Here is a 13,935-nt window from a genome sequence, read left to right as displayed (position 1 = left end):
AGTACGTCTATTTTTTATTGACCCGCTCTTTACGAGTTGGGAATCGATTTGCAGTTGTTCTTCCAGGCACTGATATCAATCGAATCTGTTTTCAAATAGTCTTTTTGATTCTTCCAGTGCACGTCCAGATAAGGTTTCAGGGCGCTGAGGCTCTTGTTCTGTTCCATCATCTGGCGTGCGACCGGCACCTGTTTTTCCAGCAAGGTGAGCCCGTACAGGGACGAGGCGTCAATCAAGTTGCTGGCGTAATAACGCGCCAGTTTCGCAACACGATCGTGCTGTTCATCCAGCTTCAATTTGCGGCTGACACATTGTTTGTCGTCCGGGCTGGCCTGACACAGCGCCTCGTAATTTCGTTGCAGCAGCTCCACGAACAAGACGTCGTCTTTAAGTTTGGTGCACAGAAAAGAGCCCAGCTCCAGATTGGCGCGAATGGCTTGGTCGCGCATTTCCTCCTGTCGCAAATTGGCAGCGCGCAAATCCCCTTCCAGCTGCTTGAGCTGCGTCTTGAGCGTGTCGTCCTCCAGACTACTGGCCAGGGAGCCCAAACGCTGCACGGCGGACTCTTGTGCCGGCGCATCCGGGTTGACAGTGCCTTGCTCGGTCCCCAAGGCCTGCCAGCTCTTTTCAATGGCCTGCACCCGGTCGCGCGAAGTCAGGGCAATTGACACCAGAGCCAGCCGCATACCCGTCGTTTTGGCCTGGGTAGGCCCTTTGGAGCCGTAATAGGCTAATTCCTTGCGCGCCGAAGCGCGCAAGGCTTCGGGCTTGGACAGGAAATTGCCGCCCCGCACCACAAAGCCGCCTGCCTGACCATGCTGACGATCCAGCTTGTTCAAGCGAAACGGCTCCAGAATCATCTCGTCCACATTGCCCAAGATGTCGTGCAGCCCCAGCGGATTGGGCTTGAGCCGCCCCATTAGCTGAACCGCCCCATTGGACGACTGCGACCCGGCATACCACTCGTAGTCGTTCATGCCTTCAGGCATGGGATAGCGCACGTCACGGAACTCGGCCGAAGACAAGGACGAGCCACCACGGGCCGCGTATTCCCACTCGATTTCCGTTGGCAGACGCACAAACCCAGCCAAGCCGTCTTCTTTGGGCAGCTTGTCGGCGGCATTGTCGCGCAACCACTGGTTGTACAGGTCGGACACACGGATCGCGTCCATCCAGCTGATTTCGGTCTGCGGCACCACCAAGGTATTTTTGGGTGTCGGGCAGGTGGCTTCAGTCAGGGCCTGGTACTGCAATTTGTTCAGCTCATACTTGGCCATCAGGTAGTAGCGCGATGAACCGGCCTTGCCGTCGGTAAAACTGCCCGCAATAAAGTCAGGGCGTTTATGTTCGATATAACCCCATTCTTGCGCTTCCTGCCCCACCACCACACGCATATCATCCAGAGGGCCGGCCACCGGCACCGCGACACGGCGAAACACCATGGCACCCTCACAGGGCATGGGCAACACTACATCGCCTTCGGCAGGTTTGGGGTTGTAGTACTTCTCCTCCCAAGGTGCCGCCTGAGCAAGCGCGCTCATACCCAGCAGCGCCGTCGCCGCACTGAACCACAATTTACATTTCACGCAGACTCTCCGCAGGTTGAACGCGAACGGCACGCCAGGCTCCGATCGCCGCCACCACACAGGCCAGGCTCGCCACCATCAATAAGGCGTACAAGGCATGGGCCGGGGTGATACGACATACGAAGTCCGTCTGGAGGCCATCTCCCACTAGTAATTGATTAAATAAAGCACTGCCCAGGCCATAGAGGCCCAGCCCCAGGGCATAGGCGATCAGGCTCAGCACCAGTGCCTGAATCAGCACATAACGAATGACACCGCCACTATCAATACCCAGCAGCCGCAGAACCGCCAGATCTTTACGTTTGCGATCCACATTAGCCAGAAAGGCACCGCCCAACGAGGCCGCGCAGCCCACCATGGCCGTCAGAGCAATCACGCCAAAAATCAGGTTCAGCACACGATTGATGGCACGAACGTTTTCAATGTCGGCATACCGGCTGGCCACCGGAATACCCTGCTGTTCCAGCCCCTTGGCCACCGCCCCGACCTGATCGATCGTGCTGGCATAGACCCGGGCGCGGGCATACAGCGCGGGCATATCAGCGGCCAGGGGTTTGCCGCTGAACAGGGCAAAATCGGGCACTTGAAAACCATCGCGAGCGTATTCCAGGGCCAGCAGGGTTTCCGGGGCCACGAACACGGCAGGACGCGAATAGCGATGTTCAGCCAGCACATCCACCACGGTCATGGCTTTATCGCCCTGCTCGCGCTGCCCGTCCAGACGACGGTCAACACGAATATGAACCAACTCGCCCGCCTGCCAGTTCAATCGGCGCGCAGCCTCCTGCGTCAGAATGATTTCCTGGGGGGACAGATCACGAGCCTGGGTCTGCAACAAAGGATCGCCCTGCGCACTGGCCAGCACTTCAACGTTTTCCAGAAAACGACGTCGGTCCAGGCGCAGATCCGCCTGCGTGTTCAGCGAACGCGTCATGCCCACGGCGTATGCCACACCGGGCATCTGTCGCAGCCGGTCCAGCCAGGCCTGATCAAAGCTGCCGCTGCTCAGCATCTTTACTTCCAGATTGCGCGGATCATGCAGCAACGCTTGCTGCAATTGAGTGACAACTCCGTGCTTCAGGCCAAAGAGCAGCAGCAAAGGCGCAACCACGGCGACCATCGCCGCAACCATGCAAAAAGAGATGCGCCAGTCAAAGCGCAAGTCAGCCCAGGCCAGTCGACACACGCTTAGCAGCATGTCGCATCCCCCTGAGGAAGGAAAACACTCAAACCGGGCTCCAATCTGGCTTGCAGGCGCGGAATGGCGAACTGGCTCAGACTGTCCCAATCATGCGAGACCAGCAAAACCGCCAGATCCAGCTCCCTGGCCAGGCTGAAAAACAGCTGGAACACATCATGAGCGGTTTCGGGGTCCAGGGCTGCGGTAGGCTCATCGGCCAGCACCAGGCCGGGAGCGTGGGCAATCGCGCGCGAAAAAGCAACTCGCTGGCGCTCGCCAATCGATAAGGCAGAGGGGTACAGATTCAGCAGCCGCTCCAGCTTCAGGGTGGCAATCGCGGCATCCAGATGATCGGCCTTGATCGGCATGCCTAACAAGCGCCGTGGCAGAACCATGTTTTCCCAGACCGACAGGTAGGGCAGCAGACCACCATTTTGCAGCACAAAGCCCAGGTTTCTGGCACGCCATTGCGCCAACTCGGATTCACGACCATCGGCATACAAGGCCTTGATATCCATGGCCTGCCTGCCCAAACGAAACGCTTTGACCTGTTTGGGCTTGAGCAACAGCCCCAGGGTCTCCAGCAAGGTGCTTTTGCCGCATCCGCTGACGCCGGTCACGGCCACGATCTGCCCCGCTTCCAGAGCGAGCGCAGGCAATTGCACACGAAAAGCCCGGGGGCCTTGCCCCCGGGAAACCTCTAACTGCTGAATGCGGAGCATGTCAGGGCATCATCTCCAACGGCACGGGATACACGTCATCCCGCGCATCTGCCCCTTCGGCCAATGACACCCAGCGATCCGCATCCGCGTTGTAACGCTCGTAATGGCGCAACTTGATGCCCAGATCACGAATGAATTTCTCCTGGCTCAGGGCATCCCAACTGCTCCAGGTATCTTCGTCCAGACTCAGTACCGCGCTTTGGTAGGGCAAGTCGTCCAGATACTCGCTCATCAGGCCCAGCTCGGCGAGCTTGGTGCCCTTTTCCTGCTTCAAGGTGCTGGGGTCCGCCCCCATGGCGGCGGCCACGGAACGCAAGCGGTTAAACATGTCGGTAGGCGAAATCATGCCTTCGTTGGCCGCCTCCAGAATCTGTTTAACCACAGCGCTCAGATCACTCAACTGGGCTTTGGTCAACAGAACACGGACATCCGTTGTGGGAATGTTCTGGCGCACCAGGTCACGATCGCTGATCCAGGCATGAAATACCTCGGGCGCGGTGGTGCCGGTTGTCTTACCCAGATAGGCCAGGCGCATGGCATGGCCGATCAACTCGGCGTCCGAGAGCATCTGGTCAGTCGTGCTATCGCCCGTTTCCTCGGCGCGGGCCGCGCTGCCAATGGCATCTCCGCCCTGATAGGCCACTTTGACCTGCTCCGTCAGCGCCGTGGCCAGGTTATCGACCATCTTGCCAAACTGGTTCACATCACCGGCATTGACGGGGTAGTACAGCGAAGTCTGCGTGCCCCCATACGTGGACAGCTCGCGGTACTGGTCTTCGGCTTTGGCGTGGTTGTTCTTGCCCGAGGGCGTCTTCAGATGCAGGGTGTAGATCGCCACCCCCGGCTTGGCCGCTTCAATACGCAGTTGCGGCGCATCCAGGCCGGTCGAGGAGTACGTGTTATTGCCTTCCAGCGCCCCGGCGTCGGTAATCAGCACCACGTAGCGCGCGCCAAAATCATTCCAGTTCACCTTGTCCAGGGCTTCGAGCACCCCGGCGTAGGCGTCTTCGTCATAGGCAACCGTCGAGACCTTGGCCTGCTTCAGATCGGCCACTTTAGCCAGGAAGTCTTCACTGCTGGTGACGGTATTGGGATCTGCATACATGCGCGTCAGATACTCAATGCCCGGCGCCGCGTCCAGATTGGAGCGAAACGCGATCAACCCGAACTTGACCTGCTCTGACAGGCCCTGCTCTTCCACCTTGCTATAGACCTTGCGTACCGCCTCGCGGGTACGTTCAATGTAGGGGTCCATGGAAATGGTGGAGTCAATCACAAAAACGACTGCCGCACTAAAGCCCTTGATCTGGGACGTGCGAAGGGCATCCTGATCCGGCTGCGGCTCGTTCTTGGCGGCGTCCGGCTCGTTCTGATCGGCTGTCTGTTTGCTGACCGAGGCCACATTGAGCAAACGCGTACGGAAACCGTTTTCAGTCATCACCTCTTCGCCACTCAAAACGGGCAACAGGTAGAACTGCTCTTGCACATCCACAAAATACTCAGGTTCCTGGGCCAGCACACCCTCGGCCTGCGCGTCTTTACGCAGCGCCTGACGGATAGGAGCCACCAGGGTTGCCGGGTCAGGCGTGTCCAGGACTTTTTCCAGCAAGGTGCGCTCCTGGAAAAACAACATGCGGTCACGGTTGGCCGGGTTGGTAAAGGCCAGGGTCAACTGCATTTTCCAGTCCACCGTGCAGGCCTTGTCCAGCCAGCCCACGGTTTTGCCCTGGCTGTCCGGGCCCACCTGCAAGCGCTCTGCCCCGGCCTGCTCGGTGCGCTGATAAATATAAAAACGGCTAAAGGCGGGAACTGGCTTGCCCTGTTGATCCGTTGCCGAAGAAAACAGACGGCAGGAAGGCGTGGTCAGGACGCGTTGATAAAGCGTCTTTTTACCCTCTTGCAGCAAGGGGGCGGCCGCCTGTGCCTGGCCTGCCCCCAACAAGAGCGCAGCAAGCAAACTGAATCGAACCAGCGGACGGATCATCATTGGCTCAGCTCCTGAAAGCGGGCCTTGGCGTGCGCATTATCGGGATCGGACAGCAAGACGGTTTCATACCAGTACGCAGCGGTAGCCGGATTGGGCTTGCTAAAGCAGGCATGCGCCGGGTGATCCTGGGGATCATATTCACGGGCATAGGCCAGGGCAATCTTCACATCACCAGACTGTGCCTTGTTCACATACAGGCGTTGGGCGACGTCGCATTGCCCCTCCTTTTTGACTTCCTCAATCACAGCCAGCCACTGCTCGGACGTTTTGCTTTCCTTGACACACTCTTGCACGAACTGCAGCCCAGGCCGATCTGCCAGCTTGTCCATGGTGCAGTTGTCAGTCTCCACCACGGCGGGCTTGGGCTCGGGTGCCTCGGGGGCCGCCGGGCTGTCGTCCTTGGCGGATTGGCTGTAGAACCAGTAGGCGGCTGCGCCCAGCAAAGTCAGCAAAAGGACGAGCAGAACAATCCATTTGGCCATGCCACCTTTTTTGGCGGGAGGCTCGACAGGAGCCACCGTGTCCACGTTGGGGGCAGGCATCTCCACCTTGACGGGTTCCGGCGCTGGAGGAGCCACCGTCTCAACCACAGGAGGCGTTTCCACAACAGGCTCGGGCGCGGGTGTTTCGGGTGCAGCGGCTACCGGCATGGTCAGTTCCATTGCCTGGGCATGGCCACCCGCAGTAGAAGGCAAGATGGCCTTGTCCAGTTTCAGCGGGCTGCGACCCAACTCTTCACCACCGCTATCCGCCAAGGTGATCTGATACGCATCGCTGGCATTGGCCAGCAGCGAATCCACAATGTCGGCGTTCAACAGAACCGCAATACCCTCTTCATGCTCGGTCCAGCCTTGTTGCGGCAACCAACGCAAAGAAGCATCCCAGCTTTGTGCCGAATGCAGGTAATAACTGTTTTGGCTGCGCTGAATGGCGATCGCATAGTCCCCCAGCTCCAGCTCATCATCCAGATCACGCACATACAAACGAGCGCGGCCCGGAACAGCAGGCTCCAACGCCTGCAAACTAAATCTTAATTTCATGCCACGCTCTTATCGGTAAAACAGTCCAAAATGCGGCCCAAGGCCTGATTTTGCTCCAGGCTCAGTTCGCGCCCGCCCTCATAACCCGCGTTATGCAAGGTGGTGTGCGCCAAAGCGGCCAGCCATTGCTCAAAAAAGAGAGCACCGTGATCCTGGGGCTGGGCGGGCAATGCCGGCATGCCATCGGGGGCAAACGTCCTGGGGGTCTTGAAGAAATCCTCGGTGCCGCCTTTCAGGTAGAACCAGGTCACAAACTCGCTGATCGTCATGGACACATTGCAGACCTGACGATCAGCCAGGCGCTCGCGCCGCACACCGCTTTGACGACGCTTGGTCAGCGCGGCCAGCAGCTTGTCGCGCAAGGCCCAACGATCCGAGGCCACAATCAACTCCTCCACCAGGCTGGCGAGCAAATCGACCGGCATGCGCAACACATTCTGATTGGTGCGGCTGGCAGGAAGGTCACGCAACTGACTGACCCAACTGCGATAAACCAGATCGGCATACTGCTGCTCGAAAGGCTGCTCCTGAACCAACACGCCCGGTTCATCGGGCTCACTCTTGCTGGAACCCAGGCTCAAGAACAGATCTCGCAAGGTGTCTTGCGACAGGTGCAAGGCCGCCAGCAGTTCGCCCACAAGGGCACGATAGGCAGGCAATTCTTCACGGAACTGTTTGGCCAGCGCCTCTTTGACTACCGATTGCTGATCGCCATCCTGGCTGTACCAGGAATACAGGGACTTCTTGACCAGGCTGTCATGCAAACTGCGAAACTGCTCTTGCAGGCGCATCAGCTTGAAATCCAGGCCGCCGATCTGGGCCACATAAGCGCGCAAACGCTGCATGCCACCATCGTTCAAGGCGAGCATGGCATCCCAGGCCTGGGCTGGATCACTCAGTTGCTGCGCCAGCAGCGGGTTCTCAATAAAGCTGCCGCGCATGCGCCCCATTTTCTCGGCCACAGAGGCGGTAATGGAGAGCTCCCGGCTCTCTGTATCCAGATCGATAAACGGCGTGGGCATGCCGGGCTTGCGCACCAGGAAGGTGTTGGAAAACGGCTGATCGGGACGCCATTGCTGCAACCATTCGCAGTGGCCAAAACGCTCCTTGAAGCTCATCTTCATCAAGCCATCCCAGCTGTCACGCACCTGAGCATCATCCTGAATCAGGGAGGCGCCAATACGTTTGTCAAACATGGTAATGGCCCACATCAGGCCTACTTTGCGGTTCTGGCGCTCCTGCGGTGTGGCCCCCTGAGTGCGATGCACCCACCGTGTCAGCACGGGTTCCACGTCCTTGACATCACTTTGCTTGTCCGAGGCCGTACACATGACAAGGCCATTCATCTCCTGCTGGTCGGTATAGCGCTCAAACAGATAGGCCACCTTGCCGCGCAGAATCAGCTGCGAGGCAGGATTGCCACCGCTGCTCTCCGACGCGGCACCGGCCTCCTGCACCGAGCGAATGTTCAGGCGACCGCGGTAACCGGGAAAATCCAGCAGGTCTACCTTGTCCACACCGCTGGCCTGGGTTTCACCGATCAAGGGAAAGGTCAGCTCAACGGTCAGCGCGGCCAGATGGGCCAAGGGCACGTCCACCGCCTGGGCAGCAACAACGGTCTGGCCATCGTGCTCGCGCACGGGCAAAACGCTCAGGCTTTTCTCGGCGGGACTGCCCAAGGATTCGAGCACATCCACGTTCATGATGCTGTCCTGCTGCACAAAGCCATCGCCTTCGCGACGGATCAGGGCGGTCAAGGGTGCATACACCTTGCTGGGATGGCCCAGGGCCTGCAGCACTTTAGCCAGGCCGATATAAAGTTCACTCAACTCAGCCTGTTCACCCCACAAGATGGAGAACAGCTGTGCCCGATCTTCCAGACGCAAAGCGGGGGCCAGATTAATGAGCTCGGGCCAATAAACACTATCGAGCAAGCGGGTGGAATTGCCAAAACTGCCGCGCACGTAATCCCACAAGGACACGGCATCATCGGCGCTAAAGCCGGTATCGGTGAGGCCCGCGCGGCCTTTGAGCGAGTCGATCAAGGCCTTGATACGATCAGGAGCAAAGGTATAACCGACCTGCTCCTTGTCAAAGTCATTGAAATAACTGTTGACCAGGATTTTCACCATATCGACCTCAGAAAAAATCTGCAGTTCGACAGGGTAGGCCTCGGGACCTGCGCTCGCATTACGGCTGAAACGCGTCACCAGACCCGTGGCTTCTTTACCGCCTCCCGGTGGGTTCACGTGGCGCAAGAAGTCGATGGTTTCACCACCGTAACGGGTTTCCAGGCGTCCGTTGCCCCCCGCGGCAAGGCTGGAAATCAGATAGGATTTGCCCGCTTGCGACAGACCAAAAAACCCAATCGTCATGGGGCGCCCCGACACCACGCTCAGACTGCGGGCTGTATTACGGGCACGGCGCAGCTCCAGCACCAGACTGTCGGCTTGCGCATTCAGGCGTTGCGACGAGCCACGCGCCTGCATGACCCACTCAATCGCCTGTCCTGCACCGTGATATACGTTCTGCCAGTCCTGGCACAAATCCTTCTGTAAGGTCGTCATGTCCGTCATTTGAGCACTACGCTCCCGCTATCGAGCCAATATGGAGAATCACCCAGACCTGCTTCCAGCATGGTGTTGAGCTGAATACGCACGGCCTTGGGCACAGGGCTGGACAATTTGAAGTCGCGCGGATTGGAGCGACGCACTTCCAGGCGGTCGCTGATCATGCGGCGACCTTGCTTGTCACGCACTTTCTGGTTGACCTGCAAACTCACTTCCATGGAAGGCAGTTGCCCATCATCGTCAGGCGCATCCGCCATCTGGCGACGCACCTTCTCGTTCAAATGCAGGTAATACAAGGGCGAGGCGGGCCAGCGTTCGACATCCAGCTGTCGATAGCCCAGACGCAGGTAACTGCCCTGCATCAAGAGGTGATAACCGTCCGAGTCCTCGCTGCTGACGCTTTCCAGCGTCACCATTTCCTCGCGGGTATCCGGGTCAATCTGGAGCACATCCTTGTAGACCAGATCCTGATCCTTGATCTGATTATTGGAATCGATAATCCCGATATGGCGCAGGGTGGAGCGCGGCCGCAGATTCGATACTTTGAAATTGAACTGGTCAATATTCATGTTGTAGCAAAGCAGGCACAGCATGGCGCCCACCGAGGCCGTACTCTTGGGATCATCGATCCGGCCATTGGTGTGGAAGGGATACCAACTGCCGGTGCGGTAATTGTGCAAAGGCAACAATCGCGCAGGCGAGACAGGCATCTGTGAGCGCACATAGGCCTGCACGCCCGGCAGGCGCGAAGGACGCCCGGCCATGAGCACAATGTCGCAGTCGTAATAGTTCAACACTTCGCAAAAAGCGCGCAAAGGGTCGTTAATGTTCAGCGAACCCGTGACCAAACCCTGGTGCAAATGGGCCAGATCAAAGGACTGCTCAACATGGGCCAGCTCCAGCTCCACGCGCTGACCGACATGCTTGTGCAGTTCGTCCAGCACATACTGCACCACTTTGCCGGAAACGCGTGGCAGGGCATCGGCCGCCCCCGCCGAGGCATGGGACAGGGGAACATTGCCCTGATCGCCATGCACATGTTCAAAGTCCAGCAACTGGCCCCAGGGCACCGACTGAACAGCGCGCGGGTCCTCGTGCGGATCGTAGGCTTCATAGCGTTTCAGAAACTCCAGCCCCAGCGGCACAAAGACCTGCAGGGCCAGTTGCTGGCGCAAGACGGCTTTATTGGCATCGGCTTTTTCATTGCCGCATAGACGCGACAGGAAGACGTCCGTATCCTGCACACCGGCATGACTCAGGGCGTGTTCAAACGCGGGCAGGACATAACGCTGAATCACATCGAGCAAGATATCGTCACCGGCCACGCGGAAGCTGTCGCGAAAACGCTGTTTGGGCGAGATGGTCAGGTTGCTGCCACCGCCCGCTCCTGCCGGGCGACGCAAGGTGTAGTCGCTGATCACGATATCGGTGGTGCCCCCACCAATGTCAATAATGCCCAAGGTCAGCGTTTCCCGATCTTCCTTGTAGGGGGCCGCAACGGCATCAAAGAACTCATCTGCATGGCCGGCAAAGTTCTGGGTAATTTCGGTAAACAGATAGACCAACTGCGAACTGGTTGCCTCGTCCCATTCCACCCGGAATTCGGGCAAAGGCACACGCAGGCTCTCTGGCATGCGACCCGATTCGACAGGCTCGAGCGCATAAGGATCTTCTTCACCCTGATACCAGTCCAGGCTGGTCCACAGCAGACCAATGGCCTGACGCAAACGCTCAGACAGGAGGCTGCGCTCTACCAAAGGCATGCCGGGCGGTACCGTCAACACGATGTTGCTCAGGCGACGCGGCTTGTTGGAATGCCCCTGACGCACCCGTTGGGCCGGACTGTTGATTTGCAACAGCGCCTGGGCCAGCACTTCGGTCAGCATGAATGTCATGACCGAACTGCGCGAATAGAACGGCTCAAACACCGGCAGGCGGTCGTCTTCTTCCAAGGTGAACAGCGCTTCGCCCCGCTCGTCAATGTGCAGGGAGAACGGTGCTGCCAGGGCACGCGGCTCTGCATCGGAACGGTCGTACTGCTGACTGAAACGCCAGCCGTGCTTGTATTCGTTTTCGTCCCACAAGTAGCGTTTAGGACTGGACAGGCCGGTGGTGCCTTCGGTGCCACGACGGCGTGCCGCCAAACGCGCAGCCTCATCGCCAACACGCACCAGCGTAGGCCAGGAAAAAGCGGTGGGACGGCCACTTTTAAGGGACAGATGATTCTTGCCAAAGTCCGTCTGCGCAAACTCGACACGACTTTCAAATGGCTTGCTGTACACCTGATGCGGGTGGGACAAATCGCGCAACTGCAGCACGTAATTTTGCCGCAGCCCCGAATCGTCCTGGCCATGGTTTTCAATCAGAATCCCGCAAGTACGCGAGTTCCCTACATCCAGCACCAGATCTACCGGAATGATCTGCTCGCTTTGCCAGTTGGCCGCCAACACCTTGATGTCCGGCAAGCGTACCCAGGCTTCCGTACGCTCTTCCACACTCTCATGCGGGGGCGCGAACAGACTGAGCAGGTTCAAAAAGTGCAACTGAGCCGAGCGCAAGGCGCTGACCTCTTCGCCAAAGTCGATGTTGCGCGTTTTGTTGACGTTGTCTTTATAAACTTCCAGCAGCCATTCCTGCACCCAGTCGCGGTTCAGGAACCAGTCCATATGGGCGCTATCGCAAGCAAGGCGAAACAGGGCGCCGGCGTTGATATCCTCTCGCAAGGGGGCCAGATAGGCCGCGCCTTCAGTCAGGTCCACCACGCTGGTGTCGCAGGCAAGCGTAATACGGTGCGTGTTGCCGTCCCGATCGGGCGTTTCCAGACGCACCACCCGCAGGCGGCTCCAACTGGCTGGCCCATGATCGAAACGATGGGGGGCGACAAAACGCACATAGGGTACCGGTAGCCACAGGCCATCGAACAGGTCCAGGGTACGACTCAGGGACACATCGCATTCCTGATCATTGCGCCCCCCCCCCTGATAGACCCCCACCTCGCCTTCGGGCTGGTGAAAGAGGGTCTGCTCCTGGCCAAACTGCAGACCTTCAAACAGCAAACGCCAGTTCTGGCCATTTGTGCTGAAAAAAGAATGGTTCAAGGTGCCCAGCTTCTTGCTACCCAAAGTGGGAGCGTTGATGTCAAAACCGAAGTCCATGAACTGGACTCCGGTATTTTCAATCAAAGTAACCAAGCCATCGTGTTTGAGTAATTCAGGCAACATAAGATTCAGGCACTCATCATTCGGATTGCTGCAAGATCAGAGGAAAGGCATTGGAGCCGTACATGCCCGCGCAATGGGCGGCAGCTCCTGCGGCACCGGGATCACACACAATCTTGGGCATATCGTAGGCCGCATTGTCAGTACATTTGGCGGCGGAATTAGCATTCAAGATCAGACGGCCCTGATCGGCCAAGGCCGACACAGGAGCCTCGCACTGCACGCCGTCCCCGCGCTTGATCTGCACATGGCCTGCACCGTCTTTCAATTGATATTGCAGTTGCACGGGTTTACCGGTCTGACTGTCCTGCACTCCCATGCGGGCGGCCCATTGGCCGTTAAGGAAATCCATCTTGCCCGTTTGCAAGGCATCGGGCGGCACCACCAGAGAACCGGGGGGAACTGCCGCAGACGTTGCAGGGCTAGTCGGATTGGCATCCAGAGTCGGAGGCGCGGCAGGATCGGCAGGCGGGTTGGCAGGCCCGTCTGGCAACTGCGGCGGCTGGGGATGGGCATGCGCGTTCGCGGCCGGATCAGCTGGCGGCGCAGCATCCAGAGCCTGGCCTCCCTCTGGAGCACCCGGCACGACAGGAACGCCCGTTCCCGGAGCAACAGCGTCAGGCGCCCTTACCCCTGGAGCCATACCCGAGCCTGGCGCGCCCGGTACCACGGGCACCGAGCCTGCCGTAACACGCCCCGTCGCATCGACACGAGCATTGGGCAGCAGAACGCCCGTATCCAGCGTGGGCAAGGACCAACCCAGCCAGTTACGCACTTTCTCGGGCAGGTAGCTGCCGACACTGGAACTCAACGACGCCACAGGGGTATTGGGCACAAGGGGCGTCGAACACCAGCGCAAGCCAAACAGGAGCAAGGCCAGCAGCAGCAATAAGGCCAGCAAACGCCACCACCAGCGGGACCACCAGCTTGCTGCCACGGGAGCCGCAACCGGAGCCACGGCGGGCTCGACTGGCGGCAGCGGGGCAGGCACGACGGCAGGCGCCACCTGAGGAGCGGGTCTCAAGGGTAGTAAGGGATCTTGGGTTTGGTCCGCTCCGTGGTGCAAAAAGCCCCAGAAGGTCAGAACGGGCTTGCCGTTGACCAGATAGACAAAGTTTTCATCCGGGAAATACAGAACACGGCGCAGCAGACTGGAGAACAGGGCCTTGTCGCCCAAGGCGTCCTTTTCCTGCTCATCGGCGTCCACAGCGGGCGTCATCTCATCCAGCCTGGCCTGAAAAGCCGTTAATTGTTTCAGGCCTTCCTCACGTTCCTGCGCCGTTGCTGCCGTCCAAGGCACCACCTGACCTGGGATCGGGCTGTACCAGTCCAGTGTGGAGCCTGTTTCATTGCTTTGCGGAATCGCCAGATGATCGGCAACATGGCCGGCCCGACGGCGCAAAGCTTCTCGTAACTGTAAAGCGGAGCGAAATACCGGTCGGCCGCCCTCACCTAAAGCCATGAAAGCATCGGCACGGCCACTGCGCAGTAAAACCCCTTGCTTCATTGAGTTCCCGAATAAAAAAAAGAAACATAGTACAACAAATAGCTACTTCCACAGCCTCAGGAAAATGCCCAGTCATAGGGTGTGCACAGGGAGAAAAAACCCCTTTAAGGGTTTTAAAAAAACCG

8 protein-coding genes are annotated in these 13,935 nt (G+C 58.7%); all 8 read right to left on the bottom strand.

Features of this window, described 5'->3' with window-relative positions; all coding sequences use genetic code 11:
• Window positions 1–29: 29 nt before the first annotated feature.
• From VF694_RS08275 to VF694_RS08240, 8 genes are read right to left on the bottom strand one after another with little or no spacing between them, the layout of a single operon-like run.
• The gene (locus VF694_RS08275) at window positions 30–1,586 is read right to left on the bottom strand and encodes a formylglycine-generating enzyme family protein (RefSeq protein ID WP_440164074.1); all 1,557 of its coding nucleotides are present in this window, start codon (window positions 1,584–1,586) and stop codon (window positions 30–32) included.
• Complete coding sequence (locus tag VF694_RS08270) at window positions 1,576–2,784, bottom strand: ABC transporter permease (protein WP_440164073.1); 1,209 nt, start codon at window positions 2,782–2,784, stop codon at window positions 1,576–1,578. Before VF694_RS08270 ends, VF694_RS08275 begins: the two co-directional genes overlap by 11 nt.
• The gene (locus VF694_RS08265) at window positions 2,775–3,488 is read right to left on the bottom strand and encodes an ABC transporter ATP-binding protein (RefSeq protein ID WP_003804594.1); all 714 of its coding nucleotides are present in this window, start codon (window positions 3,486–3,488) and stop codon (window positions 2,775–2,777) included. Before VF694_RS08265 ends, VF694_RS08270 begins: the two co-directional genes overlap by 10 nt.
• Before the next feature lies 1 nt (window position 3,489).
• A complete protein-coding gene (locus VF694_RS08260; RefSeq protein ID WP_003804595.1) occupies window positions 3,490–5,475 on the bottom strand; it encodes a vWA domain-containing protein in 1,986 nt (661 codons plus the stop codon).
• The gene (locus tag VF694_RS08255; RefSeq protein ID WP_440164072.1) at window positions 5,472–6,515 is read right to left on the bottom strand and encodes a hypothetical protein; all 1,044 of its coding nucleotides are present in this window, start codon (window positions 6,513–6,515) and stop codon (window positions 5,472–5,474) included. Before VF694_RS08255 ends, VF694_RS08260 begins: the two co-directional genes overlap by 4 nt.
• A complete protein-coding gene (locus VF694_RS08250; RefSeq protein WP_161937123.1) occupies window positions 6,512–9,082 on the bottom strand; it encodes a virulence factor SrfC family protein in 2,571 nt (856 codons plus the stop codon). Before VF694_RS08250 ends, VF694_RS08255 begins: the two co-directional genes overlap by 4 nt.
• Window positions 9,083–9,087: 5 nt before the next feature.
• Window positions 9,088–12,306, bottom strand: a complete 3,219-nt coding sequence (locus tag VF694_RS08245) for a virulence factor SrfB (RefSeq protein ID WP_059317891.1) — start codon at window positions 12,304–12,306, stop codon at window positions 9,088–9,090.
• Between the two features lie 16 nt (window positions 12,307–12,322).
• Complete coding sequence (locus tag VF694_RS08240; RefSeq protein WP_440164070.1) at window positions 12,323–13,810, bottom strand: SrfA family protein; 1,488 nt, start codon at window positions 13,808–13,810, stop codon at window positions 12,323–12,325.
• Between the last annotated feature and the right edge of the window lie 125 nt (window positions 13,811–13,935).

The organism is Alcaligenes sp. Lyrl_28, assembly GCF_051948705.1.
Classification (GTDB): domain Bacteria; phylum Pseudomonadota; class Gammaproteobacteria; order Burkholderiales; family Burkholderiaceae_B; genus Alcaligenes; species Alcaligenes ammonioxydans.
The sequence above is the reverse complement of the archived record's forward strand: the minus strand, read 5'-3'. Positions and strand labels throughout refer to the sequence as shown.